This window comes from Agromyces soli, assembly GCF_022811605.1.
Lineage (GTDB): Bacteria > Actinomycetota > Actinomycetes > Actinomycetales > Microbacteriaceae > Agromyces > Agromyces soli.
Genome location: NZ_CP094533.1, coordinates 3,043,124 through 3,060,853, shown reverse-complemented (window position 1 = coordinate 3,060,853; position 17,730 = coordinate 3,043,124). Strand labels below are relative to the sequence as shown.

Genomic DNA, 17,730 nt, shown 5'->3' with positions numbered 1-17,730 from the left:
TCGTGGAAAGTGGAGTGCGTTCACCCTATCGGCAGAGCTTCTCCCGCCGCATCGCCGATCGGACGAGCGGTCATCGGGCCGACGGCGCCGGAGCGCGTCGTGGGATGCGCGAGCACGTCGGGTGGGCGCGCGCTCGGAGCGCGTTGCACCCTACGCGGGCGCGACGACGGCGAGCGCCTCGACGGCGTCGGCGCCGCGCAGCCGCACCATGCGCTCGACGATCTCGTCGGCGACGCGGGCGTCGACCGTGCGGCACACGACGTCGTTCGGGCCGATCGCGTCGAGTCCGCCGCCACGGACCCGGATGACGTCCCAGCCGACCTCGGCGAGCGCTTCGTCCTTCTCGCGGTCGGACGCCTCCTTCAGCCCGAGGTGCGCCCGCCGAGAGCGGCCGGGGTCGTCGTACTCGATCGCGATGCGCAACTGCGGCACCAGGATGTCGGGCCAGACCTCGGTGCGACCGAAGAAGGTGCGTGCGACGCGCACCGCGTTCACCCGGTGGTGCAACCGGATGCGTTCGCCGAGGAGCCCCTTGAGCCGCTGCTCGGTCATCGAGGTGCGGGTGCGCAGGCCTGGGTTCATGAAGGCGACGCCCGCTTCGCGCCGTGCGGCCGGGGCGCCCGCGCTCGTGCGGCATTTCGCGCACGCGGTGCCGGTGAGCTGCTCGCGCACGCTCGCGCGATAGCGGTCGTGCCCGCGTTCGCAGCGCCACTCGTACTCGGCGCCGATGCGGGTCTCGCGGGCGAGCCGCCCGCGCTCGGGCGGACTCGCGCGGCGCAGCAGTTCGCCGCGCGAGCGCTGGGTCTCGGCGATGAGCATGCACAGCGGGCAGACGCGGGAGAGACGGATGGCGCCCCGCTCCGGGTCGCCGCCGTGCCCGCAGCGGAAGCTCACCTCAGCCATGCCGGGCCTCCGGCTTCGCATGCGTCGTCATGCGGCCATGCTCGCGGGCACCACCGACACGCGTGGCGGCGATGTCACCGGCGTGGGCCACACTGGGATCGTGCGCATCGCGATCGGCCCCCGCGACGACGGCCTGATCGCCCTCGTCGACCCCGATGCGCCCGCGCAGCCGCTCGCCGCGGTCCCCGCCGCCGAGCTCGCGGCGACGATCGCCAGCTTCGAGCGCGACGAATCCCCTCGCTGGGTGTGGAGCGACACGCGGCAGTGGTACCCGAAGCTCCTCGCCGCGGGCGTGCGCGTCGAGCGCTGCGACGACCTGCTGCTCGCCGCCGCGATCCTCGACCACTCCACCGATACCGCGGCGGTGCGCGAACGCGGCGCCGCCGCGGCGCCGGCGTGGATCGCCAGGCTCCGCGCCGGGCAGCTCGCCCCCACGCCCGCCGCGGTCGGCACCGCGCTGTTCGACTTCGACGACTTCGACGGGGGCGATCGCGGCGCCGGCGCCGACGGGCCGAGCCTCGACGAAGTGCTCGCCGAAGACGCCCGCCAGCGGGCGCTCACCGCCGGCAGTGCCAGGCCGCGGGCCATGCGACTGCTGCTCGCCGCCGAGTCCGCGGGCGCGCTGATCGGGGCCGAGCTGCACGCCGCTGGGCTCCCGTGGAGCCGCGAGGTGCACGAGCGAGTGCTCGAGACCACTCTCGGCGCGAGGCCGCGCCCCGGGGCGAAGCCCGAGCACATGGAGCGGTTCGCCGCAGCGGTGCGTCGTGAGCTCGAGGCGCCGGGGCTGAACCTCGATTCGCAGCTCGAGGTGCTGCGCGCGCTCCGCGCCGCGGGCATCCCGGTCGAGTCGACGAGCCGCTGGGAGCTGCGCGAGCACGAGCACCCCGCCATCGAACCGCTGATCTCGTACAAGAAGCTCGCCAGGCTCGCGAGCGCGAACGGCTGGGCCTGGCTCGACGAGTGGATCGTCGACGGCCGGTTCCGCCCCGACTACGTCCCCGGCGGCACCGCGACCGGGCGCTGGGCGACCTCGGGCGGCGGCGCGCTGCAGCTGCCGAAGCTCGTGCGCAGCGCGGTGGTCGCCGATCCCGGCTGGCGGCTGGTGGTCGCCGACGCGGCGCAGCTCGAGCCGCGCGTGCTTGCCGCGCTCGCCCGCGACGAGGCGATGGCCGATGCGGCCCGCGGTCGCGACGTGTACCGCGGCATCGTCGAGGCCGGCGTGGTCGAGGAGCGCGACCAGGCGAAGATCGCGGTGCTCGGCGCCATGTACGGCGCCACGACGGGTGACAGCGGGCGGCTCGTGCCGCGGCTGGCGCGGGCGTTCCCCCGGGCGATGGCACTGGTGGACCGAGCCGCGGCCCAGGGCGAGCGCGGCGGCAGCGTGACCACCAATCTGGGCCGATCCTCGCCCCTTCCCCCGGCGAGCTGGCGGCAGGTGCAGCAGCGTGCGAGCGAGCCCGACGCGAGTCCGAGCGACGAACGCCGGGCCCGCAGCTCCGCTCGCGACTGGGGCCGCTTCACGCGCAACTTCGTCGTGCAGGGCAGCGCCGCCGAGTGGTCGCTCTGCTGGATGGCGGCGCTCCGGTCGCGGCTGGCCGCGATGGAGCCGTCGCAGAGCAGAGCGGCGGCGTCGGGCCCGGTGTTCGAGGCGGTGCCGCACCTCGTGTACTACCTGCACGACGAGATCATCGTGCACACCCCGGCCGAGCGTGCGGACGAGGCCGCCGCGGCGGTCGCCGAGTGCGCGGCCGAGGCCGGGCGCTTGCTCTTCGGCGACTTCCCCCTCGATTTCCCGCTCGATCTCGCCGTCGTCGACAGCTACGCGCTGGCCGAGGGCTGAGCCGAGCGGCGTCGACCGCGCTTCGGACGCACGTCCGAAGGAGCGAACGCGAGCTCGGCGGATGCCTGGGCCGCCTCGACTTCGTCGAGCCACGCCAGGGCGGCTCGGGCGCGCGCAGCCTCGGCGGCGGCCGCCAGCCGGCGCAGGCGAGCGCGCGACGAGGCATCCGCCTCGGACTGCTCCGCGACGGCGAGCTCGTCCGCGGCCACCGCGTCGGCTGCGGTGAGGCGCGTCAGCCAGCGCTCGCGTTCGGCCGCGAGCACGGGGGAGAGCGGCACCTTGGGCAGCGATGCGGCGATGAGCACGCGGTCGAGGCTCTCGTCCCACGGGTCGGCGCCCGGGGCATCCGCCCCGGAGAGCCAGCCCGCGACGACCGTCTCGCCGTTCGCGGTGAGCCCGTGCAGCGGCAGCCCGTCCTCGGTGGTGCCCGCTGGCGCGATCAGCCCGGCCTTCGTCGCCCGCTCGAGCGTCGCGTAGCTCTGCCCGACGTTGATCGCTCGGCGGCCGCCCGTGCGTTCGGCGAGGCCGCCGTGCAGGGCGAAACCGTAGGCCGGGCCCATGCCGAGCAGGGCGAGCAGGGCTTCGCGAACGGCCACGGTGCGTCTCCGATCCTGAGCTGAAGAACTCCTCACCGAGCATAGTATTGCTCGCGAGCCGTGCGCCACGCCGCCATCGGCCGCGACGCGCCGGGGATTCTTGTCATTCCGCCTGATGCGAGGCATAATCGCGGGTGACGGCAGTGCCGTCGGCAATCGAATATCCGCCCGTTCGTTCCGAGGTCGTAGGGGAAGACGCACCTCAGAGAACGGAGTAGAGATGGCGGAGCAGCTCACGCGGGCCACGCGCGCCGCGCGAGGAGTGCTGTTCGTGCACTCCTCGCCACGAGCGATCTGCCCCCACCTCGAGTGGGCGGCGGGGCGCACGCTCGGCGTGCCCGTGAACTTCGATTGGCAGGAGCAGCCGGTGCTCCGCGGCAGCATGCGCGCGGAGTACTACTGGGAGGGCGCGCAGGGTGACGGCGCCCGGCTCGCCTCGGCGCTGCGCGGCTGGGACCACGTGCGCTTCGAGGTGAGCGAAGACCCCGGGGCCGGCAGCGACGGCGCGCGCTGGATGCACACGCCGGACCTCGGCATCCACTTCGCGCAGACCGACAGCGCCGGGAACGCGGTGATCCCGGAGGATCGCGTGCGCTACGCCCTCGAGCTCGCCGGGCACGACCCGCTCGAGCTGCACCGCGAGCTGCGCCTCGCGCTCGGCCAGGCGTGGGACGACGAACTCGAACCCTTCCGCCATGCGAGCGACTTCGCTCCGGTCGTCTGGTTGCACCAGGTGGGCTGAGCGGATGCCGCGGGTCGCCTGCGGCGCGACGCGGAGGTCGGATGAGGAATCCCGGCGACCGTACGAGCGAAGCGGGCGGCCCGATGACGACGGCCCCGGTGGGAAACCCACCGGGGCCGTCGTCATGCGCCGTGCGAACGGCGCCGGATCATGCGGAGCGGAACGCGATGACCGCGTTGTGGCCGCCGAAGCCGAAGGAGTTCGAGATCGCCAGCTGGTCGCCGGAGCCCAGGTCCTGCGACTCGCCGGAGACGCGGAACGGGACCTCGGGGTCCTGCTCGGTGAGGTTGATCGTCGGCGGCGCCTGACGGTCGCGGATCGCGAAGATCGTGAAGATCGCCTCGAGCGCGCCGGTGCCGCCGAGGAGGTGGCCCGTCGACGCCTTGGTCGCCGACACCGGGATGTCCTCGATGCGGTTGCCGAACACGGTCTTCAGCGCCTGGAACTCGTTCGGGTCGCCCACGGGCGTCGACGTCGCGTGCGCGTTGATGTGCGTGACCTCGTCGGGCGTCGCACCGGCCTGGGCGAGCGCGAGCTCGACCGCGCGGGACGCGCCGCGGCCCTCGGGGTCGTTGGCGGTGATGTGGTACGAGTCTGCCGTGACGCCGCCGCCGACCACGTAGGCGTAGATCTTCGCGCCGCGAGCCTTGGCGTGCTCCTCGGTCTCGAGGATGAGCGCACCGGCGCCCTCGCCCATGACGAAGCCGTCGCGGTCGACGCTCGTCGGACGCGAGGCGTGCGCCGGGTCGTCGTTGCGCCGCGAGAGCGCCTGCATGGACGCGAAGGACGCGATCGTGATGGGGTGGATGGCCGACTCGGTGCCGCCCGCGATGACGATGTCGGCGAGGCCGTCCTGCAGGTGCTTGACGGCGTTCACGAGCGACTCGGTGCTCGAGGCGCAGGCGCTCGCGTAGGTGCTCGCGTAGGCGCGGGCGCCGAAGTGCAGCGAGAGGTTGCCCGCCGCGGCGTTCGGCATGAGCATGGGCACGGTCATGGGCAGCACGCGGCGGGGGCCGCGCTCGCGCAGCGTGTCCCAGGCGTCGAGCAGCGTCCAGACGCCGCCGATGCCGGTGGCGAAGTCGACGCCGAGGCGCTCGGGGTCGACTTCGGGGGCGCCGGCGTCGGCCCAGGCCTCCTTCGCGGCGATGAGCGCGAACTGGGAGGCGGGGTCGAGGCGCTTGGCGACGGGGCGCTCGAGGACGGCCTCGGGGCGCACGATGGCCTCGGCCGCGAAGGTGACGGGAAGCTCGTACTTCTCGACCCAGTCGTGCTCGAGGCTGCGCGCGCCGGACACGCCGGCGCGCAGGGCGTCCCAGCTCTCGGGGGCGGTTCCGCCGAGCGGCGAACTCGCACCGATGCCGGTGACGACGATGTTCTTGGTCATGACGAAAACACTCCGGGAGGAAACGGGACGAGGACCGTACGAGCGGGCCGCCTGGGCGGCCCGCTCGTCGCGATGCCTAGGCCTGGGCCTTGACGATGAAGCTGACGGCGTCGCCGACGGTCTTGAGGTTCTTCACCTCTTCGTCGGGGATCTTGACATCGAACTTCTCCTCGGCGTTGACGACGATCGTCATCATCGAGATGGAGTCGATATCGAGGTCATCGGTGAACGACTTGTCCAGCTCAACCGTGTCGGTCGCGATGCCGGTCTCGTCGTTGATGAGCTCGGCCAGGCCGGCCAGCACTTCTTCGTTGGACAATGCCATGGTTCTTCTCCTTGCAGGGGTGTCTCGTTTGACCGAGACACAGTCTAGAGGGACGGGGACCGGTGGTTCAGGGAAGAACCACCACTTGGGCGCCGAACACGAGTCCGGCGCCGAAGCCGATCTGCAGCGCGAGGCCGCCGGAGAGCTCGGGGTGCTCCTCGAGCAGGCGGTGCGTGGCGAGCGGAATGGAGGCGGCCGAGGTGTTGCCCGTCGTCGCGATGTCGCGGGCGATCACGACCGACTCGGGCAGCTTCAGCTGCTTGGCGAACTCGTCGATGATGCGCATGTTCGCCTGGTGCGGGATGAACGCCGCGAGGTCGGCGCTCGTGATGCCGGCGGCGTCGAGGGCCTGCTTCGCGACCTTCGCCATGTCCCACACCGCCCAGCGGAAGACGGTCTGGCCTTCCTGACGGAGCGTCGGCCACTCGCCCTCGCCGTCGCGGTACTCGACGAGCGTGCGGTTCATGCCGACGGCGCCGGCCTTCGAGCCGTCCGAGCCCCAGACGGTGCGGGCGATGCCGGGGAAGTCGCTCGGCCCGATGACCGCGGCGCCCGCGCCGTCGCCGAGCAGGAAGGAGATGCTGCGGTCGGTCGGGTCCACGACGTCGGAGAGCTTCTCGGCGCCGACGACGAGGGCGTAGTGGGCGACACCGGTGCGGATGAGCGCGTCGGCCTGGGCGACCGCGTAGGCGTAGCCCGCGCAGGCGGCGTTGGCGTCGTAGGCGGCCGCGGGGTTCGCGCCCACGCGGTCGGCGAGCACAGCGGCCATCGAGGGCGTCTGCTGCACGTTCGAGATCGTGGCCACGATGACGAGGTCGATGAGCTCGGGCGAGATGCCGGACTTCGCGATCGCCTCCTGCGACGCCTCCGTCGCGAGGTCGAGCGCGCTCACGGCGCCGCTCGCGCGGGTGCGGGTGACGATGCCGGTGCGCTGCTGGATCCACTCGTCGGAGGAGTCGATCGGCCCGATCAGCTCGTCGTTCGGCACTGCGTGCTCGCCGCGGGCGGCGCCCATCGCGTAGATCCGCGTGTAGGCGGGCCCGTGCGACTGCTGCAGGGTCGGCTTGGTCATGCGCTTCGACTCTTCTCTGCTTCTTCTCGGAGGTTTGGGGCTCAGGCGGCCTGGGCGGCGATCAGTTCGGCGGCCGCCTCCAGGTCGTCGGGCGTCTTCACGGCGACGGTCGGCACGCCCTTGAGGCCGCGCTTGGCGAGCCCGACGAGCGCCCCGGCCGGCGCGAGCTCGATGATCCCGGTGACGCCGGCATCGGCGAAGGCGGCCATGTCGAGATCCCAGCGCACGGGCGAGGAGACCTGGCCGACGAGGAGCTCGACGAACGCCGCGCCCGACTCCACCCGGCTGCCGTCGCGGTTCGTCCAGAGCGGGAGCGCGGGGTCGGCGGGGGAGAGCGTCGCGGCGACCTCGGCGAGCCGGTCCACGGCGGGCCGCATGTAGCGGGTGTGGAACGCGCCGGCGACCTGCAGCGGGATGACCCGGGCGCCGGCGGGCGGCTCGGCCTTCAGCTGCTCGAGTGCGTCGAGCGCTCCGGCGACGACGATCTGGCCGCCGCCGTTGTAGTTGGCGGGCTCGAGGCCAAGCTCGGCGAGGCGGGCGAGGAGCTGCTGCTCGTCGCCGCCGAGGACGGCGCTCATGCCGGTCGCGACCTCGGCCGCGGCATCCGCCATCGCGCGACCGCGGGCCGCGACGAAGCGCATCGCCTCGCTCGCGTCGAGCACGCCGCTGCCGGCCGCTGCGGTGATCTCGCCGACGGAGTGTCCGGCGATGCCGCCGACACCGGTGGCCCGGCCGTTCGCGAAGAGCGCCTCCAGGGTCAGGATGCCGGCCGCCACGATGAGCGGCTGCGCCACCTTGGTGTCGCGGATGGTCTCGGCGTCGCTCACGGTGCCGTGCTCGGCGAGGTCGAGCTCGGCCGCGGCCGAGAGCTCGGCCAGGCGCGCGGCGCGCGCCGGGTCCTCGAGCCAGGGGGTGAGGAATCCGGGGGTCTGCGAGCCCTGTCCAGGGCAGACGACGACGATCACCCGACTAGTCTGCCAACGCCCGGACGGTCATGGGTGTGCACACGCCACAAGGTCTGGAAAGATCCCTTGTGCGCGGGGCACAGGAGTCGCGACCGTCGGATCGGGACGTCAACTCGCGCTGCGACGGCGCGGCTGCGCCTCGTGATCGCTCATGGAGCCGACGATCAGCGCCGACTGCAAGATCAGTGCCTCGCGCGCGCCCGTGGCGTCGTACCCGATCACGTCGGAGACTCGCTTCAGCCGGTAGCGCACCGTGTTCGGGTGCACGAAGAGCTCCCGCGCCGTCGCCTCGAGCGAGCGGCCGTTGTCGAGGTAGCTCCAGAGCGTCGTCAGCAGCTCGGTGGAGTGCGCCTGGAGCGGCCGGTAGATGCGGTGCACGAGCGTCGCCCGCGCGAGCGGGTCGCCCGCGAGCGCCCGCTCCGGCAGCAGGTCGTCGGCGTGCACCGGTCGCGGGGCGTGCCGCCAGGACCTCGCGACCGCGAAGCCCGCGAGGGCCGCCTTGGCGCTCTTCGAGGCATCCACCAGGTTCGGCACCTCGTGCCCGAGCACGAGGTGCCCCGCGCCGAACTGCGGCTCGAGCTGGGTCGCGATCTCGAGGAAGCTGAGCGCCGGAGCGGTGCCGATCGTCTCCTCGCCGCCTTCGCGCGCCTGCGGGTCGGCGCGCCCGATGACGACGACGAGCCGGTTGCCCTGCACGCCGATCAGCACGTCGGCGTGCATGTGCCGCGCGGCGCGGCGCACCTGGTCGACGTCGAACTGCTTCGGCGCCGTGCCGACGAGCACCGCGACCTCGCCGTGACCGTGCCAGCCGAGGGCGGCGATGCGGCTCGGCAGCTCGTCGTCGTACTCGCCGGAGAGGATCGAGTCGACGACGAGCGCTTCGAGCCGCGCGTCCCAGAGGCCGCGCGCCTCGGCGGCGCGCGCGTAGACGTCGGCCGCGGCGAAGGCGATCTCCCGCGAGTAGAGCAGGATCGCCTCGCGCAGCGGCTCGCCGCCGTCCTTCACCCGCTCCTCGACGACCTCGACGACGACCCTGATGAGCTGCAGCGTCTGCTGCAGGCTCACCGAGCGCAGCAGCTCCCGGGGCGCCGCGCCGAACACGTCAGCGGCGATCCACGGCGTGGAGCGCGGGTCGTCGAACCAGGAGATGAACGAGGTGATCCCCGCCTGCGCGACGAGGCCCACGGCCGAGCGTCGGCTCGGCGGCATGTCACCGTACCAGGGGAGCGTGTCCTCCAGTCGCTTCAGCGTCTGGGTGGACAGCTCGCCCGAGATGGTGCGCAACCACGCGAGCGTTTCCGCCTTCGTCCGGGGCCTCGTCGCCAATGCCGGTCGCCCGTCAGCTCTCGCCGCCGGCCGACCCCGTGGTGCCGGCGTTGACGTCGTGCAGACGGTACTTGGCGATCGCCTGGCCGGCGAGCGAGCGGTCGACCTCGCCGCGCTCCGCGAGGAGCTCGAGCGTGCGGACCACGACCGAGGGGCCGTCGATCTTGAAGAAGCGACGGGCCGCCGGGCGGGTGTCCGAGAAGCCGAAGCCGTCGGCGCCGAGCGTGGCGTACTGACCCGGCACGTAGGGGCGGATCTGCTCCTGCACGCCGTGCATGAAGTCGGACACCGCCACGAACGGACCGGCCGCACCCGAGAGCTTCTGCGTGAGGTACGGCACGCGGCGCTCGGCGTCGGGGTTCAGGAAGTTGTGCTCGTCGGCGGCGAGACCGTCGCGGTTGAGCTCCGACCAGCTGGTGACGCTCCACACGTCGGCCGCGACGCCCCAGTCCTCGGCGAGCAGCTGCTGCGCCTCGAGGATCCACGGCACCGCGACGCCGGACGCGAGCAGCTGCGCCTTCGGCCCCTGCACCGGCGACTGCGAGATGCGGTGGATGCCTCGGACGATGCCTTCGACGTCGACGCCCTCCGGCTCGGCTGGTTGCACGATCGGCTCGTTGTACACCGTGAGGTAGTACATGACGTTCGGGTCGGGGTGCGCGCCGCCGTACATGCGCTCGAGGCCGGAGCGCACGATGTGCCCGATCTCGTAGCCGTACGCCGGGTCGTAGGAGACGACCGCCGGGTTCGTCGCCGCGAGCAGCAGCGAGTGGCCGTCGGCGTGCTGCAGGCCCTCGCCGGTGAGCGTGGTGCGGCCCGCGGTCGCGCCGATCATGAAGCCGCGCGCCATCTGGTCGCCGGCCGCCCAGATCGCGTCGCCCGTGCGCTGGAACCCGAACATCGAGTAGAACACGTAGATCGGGATCAGCGGCTCGCCCTGCGTCGAGTACGAGGTGCCGACGTTGGTGAACGCGGCGAGCGCCCCGGCCTCGTTGATGCCGACGTGGATGATCTGGCCCTGCGGGCTCTCCTTGTAGGCGAGGAGCAGCTCGCGGTCGACCGAGGTGTAGTGCTGGCCGTTCGGGTTGTAGATCTTCGCGTTCGGGAAGAACGCGTCCATGCCGAAGGTGCGCGCCTCGTCGGGGATGATCGGCACGATGCGGTGGCCGAAGTCCTTCGAGCGCATCAGGTCCTTCAGCAGCCGCACGAACGCCATGGTCGTGGCGATCTCCTGAGTGCCCGAGCCCTTCTTCGCGATCGCGTAGGCGGAGTCGTCGGGCAGGGAGATCGCGGTGTGCGAGGTGCGCCGCTCGGGGGTGTAGCCGCCGAGTGCGCGCCGGCGCTCGTGCAGGTACTGGATCGCCTGGTCCTCGCCGCCCGGGTGGTAGTACGGGGGAAGGTAGGGGTTCTCCTCGAGCTGGGCGTCGCTGATCGGGATGCGCATCGAGTCCCTGAAGGTCTTCAGGTTGTCGAGCGTCATCTTCTTCATCTGGTGGGTCGCGTTGCGGCCCTCGAACGCCGGTCCGAGCCCGTAGCCCTTGATCGTCTTCGCGAGGATGACGGTCGGCTGGCCCTTGTGCTCGGTCGCGGCCTTGAACGCCGCGTAGACCTTGCGGTAGTCGTGGCCGCCGCGCTTCAGTCCCCAGATCTCGTCGTCGCTCAGGTGCGTGACGAGGTCGAGGGCGCGCGGGTCGCGGCCGAAGAAGTTCTCGCGCACGTAGGCGCCCGACTCGGCCTTGTAGGTCTGGTAGTCGCCGTCGGGGGTGACGTTCATGAGGTTGCGCAGGGCGCCCTCGTCGTCGCGGGCGAGCAGGTCGTCCCACTCGCGGCCCCAGATGACCTTGATGACGTTCCAGCCGGCGCCGCGGAAGAAGCTCTCGAGCTCCTGGATGATCTTGCCGTTGCCGCGCACCGGGCCGTCGAGACGCTGCAGGTTGCAGTTGATCACGAAGGTGAGGTTGTCGAGCCCCTCGTTCGCGGCGACCTGGAGCTGACCGCGGCTCTCGACCTCGTCCATCTCGCCGTCGCCGAGGAACGCCCAGACGTGCTGGTCGGAGGCGTCCTTGATGCCGCGGTTGGTGAGGTACTTGTTGAGCTGCGCCTGGTAGATCGCGTTGATCGGCCCGAGGCCCATCGACACGGTCGGGAACTGCCAGAACTCGGGCATGAGCCGCGGGTGCGGGTAGCTGGAGAGGCCGTTCGGGGCGTGCGACTTCTCCTGGCGGAAGCCGTCGAGCTGGTCGGCGCTGAGCCGGCCCTCGAGGAACGCGCGGGCGTACATGCCGGGGGAGGCGTGGCCCTGGTAGAAGACCTGGTCTCCGCCGCCGGGGTGGTCCTGGCCGCGGAAGAAGTGGTTGAAGCCGACCTCGTACAGGGCGGCGCTCGACGCGTAGGTCGAGATGTGGCCGCCGACGGCGATGTCCGGGCGCTGGGCGCGGTGCACGAGCACGGCGGCGTTCCAGCGGATCCAGGCGCGGTAGCGGCGCTCGATCTCCTCGTCGCCCGGGAACTCGGGCTCGTTCTCGGGGGCGATCGTGTTGAGGTAATCGGTGGTGGGCACCATCGGCACGCCGAGGTGCAGTTCCTTGGAGCGCTTGAGCAGGCTCAGCATGATCTCGCGGGCCCGCTGGTGGCCCTTCGCCGCGACGAGCGCGTCGAGGGATTCAGCCCATTCACCCGTTTCGTCGGGATCGGAGTCCATGGCGTCGACCGAGTAAGGGTCCTGGTCGTTGACAGTCACACTCGACCTCTTTCAGTAGTCTCGAAGCGGTTCGTGCGTGTGCGCGCCGAGCGGACTCCTCGCCCGAGCGGCACCACGCCATCCTAGTGATTCTATGCCCGCAGCCCGCCGGTCCGACCGGCCATGGCTCGGGCGCCATCACCGAAAGCGACGCTATCAATGATCCTGCCGTCAGGGGCCCACGCGCCCGAGTTCGCCCTCCCCGACCAGCACGGCGCGCCCGTCTCTCTGGCTGCGCTCACCGCCCGTTCGCCGGTGGCGCTGGTCTTCTTCCCGCTCGCGTTCTCGGGCATCTGCCAGGGCGAGCTGTGCGAGCTCCGCGACCATCTGCCGCTCTTCCAGGACGCCGCCGTGCAGCTCGTCGGCGTGTCGGTCGACTCGAAGTTCGCGCTGCGCGCCTGGGGCGAGCAGGAGGGCTTCGATTTCCCGCTGCTGGCCGACTTCTGGCCGCACGGCGAGGTGGCGCGCGCCTTCGGCGCGTTCCGGGAGGATGCCGGCACGGCCTCCCGAGCCACCTTCGTGATCGACCGCGAACGCCGGGTGCGGGCGTCGTTCGCGAGCGCGCCGGGGGAGCCGCGGCCGCTCGCCGCCTACCGCGAGGCCATCGCGGCGCTCTGAGCGGCCGCCGCCCGGCGAGGAGCGCCGCCGTCAGGCGAGGATGTTCACCGCACGCGAGATCACGAGCGCGAGCAGCACGAAGCCCGTGAGCGCCTGCACCGACATCAGCAGCTTCGTTCGGCTGCGCAGCGGCATCGCGTCGGTCGGGCTGAAGGCCATGGTGTTCGTGAGCGAGACGTAGAGGTAGTCGACGAAGCCGGGCCGCCAGTCCGCGCGTCGGGACGAGCCCGCGGCGACCTCATGCGACGCGTCCTCCTCGTCGTCCTGAGGGAATGCGAAGTCGGCGAGCGGAAGCTCGCGCCGGGGGAGCGTCCCCCGAGCCACCGGGCCGCCGCGGTCGAGCTCCCAGTAGAGCAGGCCGAAGGCGATCACGTTCGTGATCCAGACCTGGGCGGCCTCGAGCAGCACCGAGGCGCCGTCGGCGCTGCCGTCGATGAGTCGGACGACCACGTTCGCGACGCCGAGCTGGTTCACGAGCACGAGCACGGCGGAGAAGACGATCGCGAGCACGCGCGACCACTGGGTCTGCCGGTCGAGGCGGTGCGGGTTGATCACGAAGAGGGGCACCGCCATGGCGGCGAGCGCGATCAGTCCGATCGTGCGGCCGACCGCGGTCTCCGGCTGCTGCACGAGGGCGGTGAGCACGGCCGCCACGACGATGCCCGCGAACGCCGCCCAGCGGGTCTCGGCCCGTCGTTCCTGAGCCGGCGAGGCCGGGGCGTCGTCGGTCGAGGCCGTCGCGTCTTCGGCGTCGCTGCGCATACCGCGAGTGTACGACCCGGCACCTCGACGGCCGGTAGGATGGGGCCTCGCCGCGCTTCGCGTGCGGGCCTGTAGCTCAGTTGGTAGAGCGCCACGTTTACACCGTGGATGTCGTCGGTTCGAGCCCGGCCGGGCCCACGCCCCCGGTACCGTCCGCAGAGGGTCCCGCGGCAGCTCCGCCCAGAGGCGGAGGGCGGCTGATCCGCGGCGGCCGGCGCCGCGCCTACCGCCCGGCGAGCACGGGCGCCACGGACGCGCCGCCGATTCGGGCGGGCGGGCGGATGCCGACGACGAGCAGGTACCCGATCACCCAGAACTCGGCGATCGTCGCCGGGATCGTCAGTGCGTCGAGCACGAGCGCCGGAACGTCCGGGAGGGCGGCCCCGACGAGGCTGCTGAGCACGTACCCCGTGCCGCCGGCCAGCAGCGTCCAGCCGAGGAGACTCGGCATCCGGTCGGTCGACCGCGCGAACCAGCCCATGGGCAGCAGCCAGAGCCCGAAGAACACCGCCCCGACCGCCCAGCAGGCATCCGCGATCGTGAGCAGCAGCAGCGTCGCGGTCGCGGCAGCGTCGCCGCCGGGGGCGAGTGCGGGGTCCGCGGCCACGTTCGAGGCGGCCATGAGCAGTGCCGCGCTCGTGAGGATGGCGGTCGCGTTCGCCATCCCGAACGCCGCCGTCGCGAAGGCCGCGCCGGGGCGATCGCGCTGGAAGAGTGCGAAGAACCCGACCGCCGCCGCGGCCTGCGCGATGACGACGAGCAGTTCGAGCGCGATGCCGAGGTGGGCCAGCCAGGCCTGTTCGCGGAGCAGTCCCAGCGTCCCGACCGGATCGCCCGGTGCGCGGAGCTGGGGCCGGATGACGAGGAAGCCCGCCATCCCGAAGACGGCGAGGCCGAGGTAGGCGACGCCCGTGAGGCGGGCGGTGCGCTGCTGGTTCATGGATCCTCCAAGATCGATGTCGAATATTTTTGACATTGACGGTAGGGTGGGGCGCAGTGAATGTCAAGAATCATTTACATCGGACGGAGTGGCCATGGTCTACGAAGAGCGCAACACCTGGGCGAGCATGGTCGTCACGGTCGTCGTGCTGATCGCGTACGTCGTGATCGTCCTGCAGCGGGCCGGCGGCGGCCCGCTCACCGAGGTGCTCTGGTGGCCGATCATGCTCGGCGCCATCGTCGGGGCGATCGTCCTGACGATCGTCGTGAGCATCCTGTGGGGGATCCTCGCCGGCATGCGCGACCCGGACGGGGTGGGCCAGTCCGACCAGCGCGACCGCGACATCGCCCGCTTCGGCGACCGCGTCGGCCAATCGTTCATGGTGGCGGCCGGGCTCGGGGTGCTCGCGCTCTGCGCGATCCAGGCGCACTGGTTCTGGATCGCGAACGCCATGTTCTTCGGCTTCGCGCTCGCGAGCCTCGCAGGCTCGCTCGCCCGGGTGGTCGCCTACCGTCGTGGACTCGCCTGATGGTGAAGCCCACCAGGGTGACCAATCGCATCCGGGCCGTCCGTGAGGGCGCCGGCCTGACGCAGGCCGAGCTCGCGCGCCGGATCGGCGTGACCAGGCAGACCCTCATCGCGATCGAGCAGAGCAAGTACTCGCCGACCCTCGAGCTCGCCTTCCAGCTCAGTCGTGTCTTCGGCCTCGGCATCGACGAGCTCTTCCAGTACCCCGAGGCCGACTCGGAGTGAGGCACCCGCGGCCGGGCTCAGTGCCGCACGTGCGGAGGCCTGGGAGAGCTCGGTCATCACGCTGTCGGCCGCTGACGGCTTCCCGTGGAGGTGCACGTCACGGAGCTCGTCCATGAAGCGATCCCACAGCCTGGGGCCGCCATCGGCGAGGATCTGTGCGCGGATCGCGAGTTCCGGCGAGGTGGGCAGCCAGCGATTCCCCCACTTGCCGAGCTGCGCAAGAACCGGGATCAACTCGATCGCCGCTTCGGTGAGCCGGTAGTCGATCTTCTGTCGGTGGCTCGGGTCTTCGTTGCGGGTGAGCAGACCGGCCTCGACGAGTTTGGTCAATCGTGAGGACAGGATGTTCGAGGCGATCCCCTCGAGAGAGTTGGCGAGGAGTTCCCGGAAGTGGCGGTGGCCTCCGAAGACGATGTCCCGCAGGACGATCAGGGACCAGCGGTCCCCGAGCAGCTCCACGGTCATGTTGATGGGGCACCCCGACCGCCCGCCCGGCACCGTGAGCTGCTCGACTTCTCCAGAAACTGATGGTGGCACGCAATCAGTCTATGATACCTTGCCACCGGTTGCAGAGAGCAATCGGATTCCGGTTCAGCAGCGGGAGCGCGCGGACGGAGAGAGGCTGGTCGACATGGCAACCTTCATCACGATCGGGTACGGGGATCAGGCAGGGTACGACCGAACGGACCCATCGGTTCGCGATGTCGCACATGCCCACGATGCGCACCTCGCCGAAGGCGGAGCCCGAATCGGACGCGCAGAGCGCCCGGTGCAGGTTCGAAACCCCGACGGACGAGGCACTCGGCGTGAGGACGGCGCCTTCATGCGTGCCGATCTGCCGGTCGCTGGGTTCATGCTCATCGAGGCGGACGACCTCGACCAGGCCGTCGCCATGGTCGCGGAGACCCCGTGCGCGGTGGCCCACGGCGTCGTGGAGGTCTGGCCGCTCAGCAGGGGGTGACCGCCCACCGAAGTGGCGACGCCCGCACGCCGGAGCCCTTCGCGCTGGCGATACGATGGTCCGAGGCACGGACCCGCGTATCCGGCGCGGCCGGGAAGGTGAGCACGACCGTGGACCATCGCGAGCGCTCCATCGCCACCGGAACCGAGCACCGGGCCCCGCGCGCATGAGCCGCACCCTCGCCGAAGTGCTCGACGTCGTCGAGCGGCGCTGGCCGATCGCCGGCATGGAGCCGTGGGACGCTGCCGGACTCGTCGCCGGTGACCCGAAAGTCGAGGTCCGACGCATCCTGCTCGTCGTCGACGCCGTGCGGGCGACCGTCGACGAAGCGATCGACGGCGGCTTCGACCTCGTGATCGCGCACCACCCGCTCCTGCTCCGCGGCGTCACGACGGTCGCCGAGGACCGCTACAAAGGCGCCGTGCTCGCCAAGCTCATCCGCGGCGGCTGCGCGCTCGTCGCCGCCCACACCAACGCCGACGTCGTCGAGACCGGCACCTCCGCGGTGCTCGCCGAGCGGCTCGGGCTGCTCGACGTCCGACCGATCGTGCCGGCGCCCGACGGCCGCACCGGCCTCGGCCGGGTCGGGCGCCTCCCCGAACCGACGACGCTCGGCCGGCTCGCCCGTCGGCTCGCCGAGGTCCTGCCGCCCACAGCGACCGGCGTGCGTGCCGCCGGCGACTTCGACGGACCCGTCGAGACGGTCGCCCTGTGCGGCGGCGCCGGCGACTCGCTGCTCGCCGATCCCGCGGTCCGTGCCGCCGACGTCTACGTCACCGCCGACCTCCGCCACCACCCCGCCTCCGAGGCCCGCGAGCAGGCGCTCGTCGGCGGCGGACCCGCACTGCTCGACGTCTCGCATTGGGCGAGCGAGTGGCTCTGGCTCGATCGCGCCGCCGCCGAGCTTCGCGAAGACCTGCCCGAGCTCGACGTCGTCGTCTCCGAGCTGCGCACCGACCCCTGGGACTTCCAGGTCGTCCAATGACCGGTCCCGCCATCCCGACCGCCGACCCCACGAGGAGCAACACGTGAAGGCCAGCCCCGCCGACCAGGAGACGCTGCTGCGGCTCCAGGCGATCGACACCCGTATCGCCCAGCTCACGCACCGACTCGGCAACCTGCCCCAGGCAGCCCCGCTCGCCGAGCTCGCGAGCCGCGACGACGGCGTGCGTCGCTCCCGCGCCGAGGCGCACGGCGTGCTCGAAGACACCCGCGCCGAGCTCAAGCGCATCGAATCCGACGTCGAGATGGTCGAGGCCCGCATCGCGCGCGACAGCGAGCGGCTCACGCAGACCTCCTCGGTGAAGGATGTCGCAGCGCTCGAGTCCGAGCTCGTCTCCCTCCGCCGCCGCCTCTCCGACCTGGAGGACCAGGAGCTCGTCGTGATGGAACGCGTCGAGGGCGCGGAATCCGCGGTCGCGGCGATCGACGACGAGCGCGCCGGCATCGCCGTCGCGCAGCAGCAGCTCGAGTCCGAGCGTGGCGAGGCTGCCGCCGGCCTCGAGACCGAGCGCGAGCAGGCCGTCCGCGATCGCGGCACGGTCGCCGCCACGGTGCCCGAGGCCCTGCTCGCCTTCTACGAGCAGCGGCGCGAGCGCGGCGCCGGAGTGGGTGCGGCCCTCCTCCGTCAGCGCACCTGCGGCGGCTGCACCATGACGCTCACCGGCAGCGACCTCGAGGCGGTGCGCCGCTCGGCGCCCGACGAGGTCGTGCAGTGCCCCGAGTGCGACCGCATCCTGGTCCGCACCGAGGAGTCCGGGCTCTGAACCGCGCCGGGCGGCGGGGCCTCGGTCCTCCCGCCCG

General features: G+C 71.9%; 18 protein-coding genes, 1 tRNA gene and 1 pseudogene. 9 read left to right on the top strand and 11 right to left on the bottom strand.

What is annotated here, in order from left to right; all coding sequences use genetic code 11:
* Window positions 1–150 precede the first annotated feature (150 nt).
* A complete protein-coding gene (locus MTP13_RS14695) occupies window positions 151–903 on the bottom strand; it encodes a hypothetical protein (RefSeq protein WP_243568439.1) in 753 nt (250 codons plus the stop codon).
* Window positions 904–1,003: 100 nt separating this feature from the next.
* On the opposite strand from MTP13_RS14695, the gene MTP13_RS14690 reads away from it, so the two are divergent.
* Window positions 1,004–2,743 (top strand): bifunctional 3'-5' exonuclease/DNA polymerase, encoded by a 1,740-nt coding sequence (locus MTP13_RS14690; protein ID WP_243568438.1) that lies wholly within the window; start codon window positions 1,004–1,006, stop codon window positions 2,741–2,743.
* Here MTP13_RS14690 and MTP13_RS14685 read toward each other — a convergent pair.
* Window positions 2,722–3,339, bottom strand: a complete 618-nt coding sequence (locus MTP13_RS14685; RefSeq protein ID WP_243568437.1) for a PadR family transcriptional regulator — start codon at window positions 3,337–3,339, stop codon at window positions 2,722–2,724. The genes MTP13_RS14690 and MTP13_RS14685 overlap by 22 nt on opposite strands.
* Window positions 3,340–3,559: 220 nt before the next feature.
* On the opposite strand from MTP13_RS14685, the gene MTP13_RS14680 reads away from it, so the two are divergent.
* Entirely contained in the window at window positions 3,560–4,081 is a 522-nt protein-coding gene (locus tag MTP13_RS14680) for a DUF3145 domain-containing protein (protein WP_243568436.1), read from the top strand.
* Between the two features lie 148 nt (window positions 4,082–4,229).
* Here the strand turns inward: MTP13_RS14680 and MTP13_RS14675 are convergent, their stop codons facing one another.
* The 6 genes from MTP13_RS14675 to aceE all read right to left on the bottom strand — a co-directional run bounded on the left by MTP13_RS14675 (window position 4,230) and on the right by aceE (window position 11,893).
* Window positions 4,230–5,465 carry a beta-ketoacyl-[acyl-carrier-protein] synthase family protein gene (locus MTP13_RS14675; protein ID WP_243568435.1) on the bottom strand — a complete coding sequence of 412 codons (1,236 nt, stop codon included), beginning with the start codon at window positions 5,463–5,465 and terminating at the stop codon, window positions 4,230–4,232.
* Window positions 5,466–5,541: 76 nt separating this feature from the next.
* Entirely contained in the window at window positions 5,542–5,790 is a 249-nt protein-coding gene (locus MTP13_RS14670; RefSeq protein ID WP_189086421.1) for an acyl carrier protein, read from the bottom strand.
* Between the two features lie 67 nt (window positions 5,791–5,857).
* Window positions 5,858–6,862: a beta-ketoacyl-ACP synthase III gene (locus MTP13_RS14665; protein WP_243568434.1), complete on the bottom strand. Its 1,005-nt coding sequence runs from the start codon at window positions 6,860–6,862 to the stop codon at window positions 5,858–5,860.
* Window positions 6,863–6,903: 41 nt separating this feature from the next.
* Window positions 6,904–7,827, bottom strand: a complete 924-nt coding sequence (locus tag MTP13_RS14660) for an ACP S-malonyltransferase (protein WP_243568433.1) — start codon at window positions 7,825–7,827, stop codon at window positions 6,904–6,906.
* A 108-nt stretch (window positions 7,828–7,935) separates the two neighbouring features.
* Window positions 7,936–9,153 (bottom strand): PucR family transcriptional regulator, encoded by a 1,218-nt coding sequence (locus MTP13_RS14655; protein WP_243568432.1) that lies wholly within the window; start codon window positions 9,151–9,153, stop codon window positions 7,936–7,938.
* A 13-nt stretch (window positions 9,154–9,166) separates the two neighbouring features.
* A complete protein-coding gene (gene aceE / locus MTP13_RS14650; RefSeq protein ID WP_243568431.1) occupies window positions 9,167–11,893 on the bottom strand; it encodes a pyruvate dehydrogenase (acetyl-transferring), homodimeric type in 2,727 nt (908 codons plus the stop codon).
* A gap of 159 nt (window positions 11,894–12,052) precedes the next feature.
* On the opposite strand from aceE, the gene MTP13_RS14645 reads away from it, so the two are divergent.
* Window positions 12,053–12,511: a peroxiredoxin gene (locus MTP13_RS14645; protein WP_243568430.1), complete on the top strand. Its 459-nt coding sequence runs from the start codon at window positions 12,053–12,055 to the stop codon at window positions 12,509–12,511.
* Window positions 12,512–12,541: 30 nt separating this feature from the next.
* Here the strand turns inward: MTP13_RS14645 and MTP13_RS14640 are convergent, their stop codons facing one another.
* Entirely contained in the window at window positions 12,542–13,273 is a 732-nt protein-coding gene (locus tag MTP13_RS14640) for a hypothetical protein (protein ID WP_243568429.1), read from the bottom strand.
* A gap of 65 nt (window positions 13,274–13,338) precedes the next feature.
* Here MTP13_RS14640 and MTP13_RS14635 point away from each other — a divergent pair.
* Window positions 13,339–13,411 (top strand) — tRNA-Val (locus MTP13_RS14635).
* 85 nt (window positions 13,412–13,496) lie between these two features.
* Here MTP13_RS14635 and MTP13_RS14630 read toward each other — a convergent pair.
* On the bottom strand, window positions 13,497–14,213 hold the full coding sequence (locus MTP13_RS14630; protein WP_243568428.1) for a DUF4386 domain-containing protein: 717 nt from the start codon (window positions 14,211–14,213) through the stop codon (window positions 13,497–13,499).
* A 94-nt stretch (window positions 14,214–14,307) separates the two neighbouring features.
* On the opposite strand from MTP13_RS14630, the gene MTP13_RS14625 reads away from it, so the two are divergent.
* Together MTP13_RS14625 and MTP13_RS14620 are read left to right on the top strand one after the other, a co-directional pair.
* A complete protein-coding gene (locus MTP13_RS14625) occupies window positions 14,308–14,742 on the top strand; it encodes a hypothetical protein (RefSeq protein ID WP_243568427.1) in 435 nt (144 codons plus the stop codon).
* Window positions 14,742–14,966: a helix-turn-helix transcriptional regulator gene (locus MTP13_RS14620; protein WP_243570848.1), complete on the top strand. Its 225-nt coding sequence runs from the start codon at window positions 14,742–14,744 to the stop codon at window positions 14,964–14,966. The genes MTP13_RS14625 and MTP13_RS14620 overlap by 1 nt, the downstream gene beginning before the upstream one ends.
* A 240-nt stretch (window positions 14,967–15,206) precedes the next feature.
* Here MTP13_RS14620 and MTP13_RS14615 read toward each other — a convergent pair.
* Window positions 15,207–15,431 (bottom strand): annotated as a pseudogene (locus MTP13_RS14615) (winged helix-turn-helix transcriptional regulator); the annotation flags it as partial.
* A 166-nt stretch (window positions 15,432–15,597) separates the two neighbouring features.
* Here MTP13_RS14615 and MTP13_RS14610 point away from each other — a divergent pair.
* The 3 genes from MTP13_RS14610 (at window position 15,598) to MTP13_RS14600 (ending at window position 17,693) form a co-directional block, all read left to right on the top strand.
* Window positions 15,598–15,927 carry a YciI family protein gene (locus MTP13_RS14610; RefSeq protein WP_243568426.1) on the top strand — a complete coding sequence of 110 codons (330 nt, stop codon included), beginning with the start codon at window positions 15,598–15,600 and terminating at the stop codon, window positions 15,925–15,927.
* A 166-nt stretch (window positions 15,928–16,093) separates the two neighbouring features.
* On the top strand, window positions 16,094–16,912 hold the full coding sequence (locus MTP13_RS14605; RefSeq protein ID WP_243568425.1) for a Nif3-like dinuclear metal center hexameric protein: 819 nt from the start codon (window positions 16,094–16,096) through the stop codon (window positions 16,910–16,912).
* Between the two features lie 43 nt (window positions 16,913–16,955).
* Window positions 16,956–17,693: a zinc ribbon domain-containing protein gene (locus MTP13_RS14600; protein WP_243568424.1), complete on the top strand. Its 738-nt coding sequence runs from the start codon at window positions 16,956–16,958 to the stop codon at window positions 17,691–17,693.
* Window positions 17,694–17,730: the final 37 nt, after the last annotated feature.

Bases quoted from the DNA above. Each gene is read 5' to 3' on its own strand.
- MTP13_RS14695 (WP_243568439.1), bottom strand. From the start codon at position 903: ATGGCTGAGGTGAGCTTCCGCTGCGGGCACGGCGGCGACCCGGAGCGG.
- MTP13_RS14680 (WP_243568436.1), top strand. From the start codon at position 3,560: ATGGCGGAGCAGCTCACGCGGGCCACGCGCGCCGCGCGAGGAGTGCTG.
- MTP13_RS14675 (WP_243568435.1), bottom strand. From the start codon at position 5,465: ATGACCAAGAACATCGTCGTCACCGGCATCGGTGCGAGTTCGCCGCTC.
- MTP13_RS14670 (WP_189086421.1), bottom strand. From the start codon at position 5,790: ATGGCATTGTCCAACGAAGAAGTGCTGGCCGGCCTGGCCGAGCTCATC.
- MTP13_RS14665 (WP_243568434.1), bottom strand. From the start codon at position 6,862: ATGACCAAGCCGACCCTGCAGCAGTCGCACGGGCCCGCCTACACGCGG.
- MTP13_RS14645 (WP_243568430.1), top strand. From the start codon at position 12,053: ATGATCCTGCCGTCAGGGGCCCACGCGCCCGAGTTCGCCCTCCCCGAC.
- MTP13_RS14640 (WP_243568429.1), bottom strand. From the start codon at position 13,273: ATGCGCAGCGACGCCGAAGACGCGACGGCCTCGACCGACGACGCCCCG.
- MTP13_RS14630 (WP_243568428.1), bottom strand. From the start codon at position 14,213: ATGAACCAGCAGCGCACCGCCCGCCTCACGGGCGTCGCCTACCTCGGC.
- MTP13_RS14625 (WP_243568427.1), top strand. From the start codon at position 14,308: ATGGTCTACGAAGAGCGCAACACCTGGGCGAGCATGGTCGTCACGGTC.
- MTP13_RS14620 (WP_243570848.1), top strand. From the start codon at position 14,742: ATGGTGAAGCCCACCAGGGTGACCAATCGCATCCGGGCCGTCCGTGAG.
- MTP13_RS14610 (WP_243568426.1), top strand. From the start codon at position 15,598: ATGGCAACCTTCATCACGATCGGGTACGGGGATCAGGCAGGGTACGAC.
- MTP13_RS14605 (WP_243568425.1), top strand. From the start codon at position 16,094: ATGAGCCGCACCCTCGCCGAAGTGCTCGACGTCGTCGAGCGGCGCTGG.